Source organism: Pantoea sp. ANP04 (assembly GCF_041982285.1).
Classification (GTDB): Bacteria; Pseudomonadota; Gammaproteobacteria; order Enterobacterales; family Enterobacteriaceae; genus Pantoea; species Pantoea eucalypti.
On the sequence record NZ_JAUTYS010000105.1, the window covers coordinates 1 to 581 of the forward strand.

Sequence of the window (581 nt, forward strand, 5' to 3'; positions counted from 1 at the left end):
GGTCTGATCACCGACATCATGTACCTTGGCGACGATTTCATTTATGAACTGCAGCTAGGCCCTCACCAGGTCACGGTTTCCATCCGCACTGCTGAAGTAGCCAATTTGTGGCCACTAGGGTCTCCGCAAGTGGGTGACACCGTCACTGCAGCGATCGCACCAGAATCGTTAGCATGCCTGCCCTCGCCCGCATGGGACGCTCCCGCACTTGTCCGCGTCTAAGCCGCACGTTCACACTCGACCAACCATTTAACACACCCGCAGAAAATCACGATGAAAGGCACCAACATGGGGATCACAACTAGCAAGAGAAAAATTGCTACGGCGCTTGGGCTAGCTGCAGCATTGTTGCTGACTGGTTGCGGCAGTGATAGCACCGTTGCAGAAGGATTAGGAGAGCGCGAGGGCGTTGATACCACCACGGCCTTGGGCGGTGCCGACGCTCAAGCTAAATTCGAAGAGCAGTATGCCGCTGCTCTTGAAGCTGGGCAAGATTCGCTCAACATATACACACCTTTGACAGCTACTTGGCCGGCAGTTTTCGAAGCCTTCGGCGAACGATTCCCTGGGATTTCCGTGGA

General features: G+C 55.1%; 2 protein-coding genes. Both read left to right on the plus strand.

Going from position 1 to position 581, the window contains the following annotated elements; all coding sequences use genetic code 11:
• Positions 1–222 (plus strand): hypothetical protein (locus Q7C21_RS22565; protein WP_375151169.1); only part of this gene is annotated, 222 nt, incomplete at its 5' end.
• Positions 223–273: 51 nt separating this feature from the next.
• On the plus strand, positions 274–581 hold a 308-nt coding region (locus tag Q7C21_RS22570), incomplete at its 3' end, for a hypothetical protein (protein WP_375151170.1).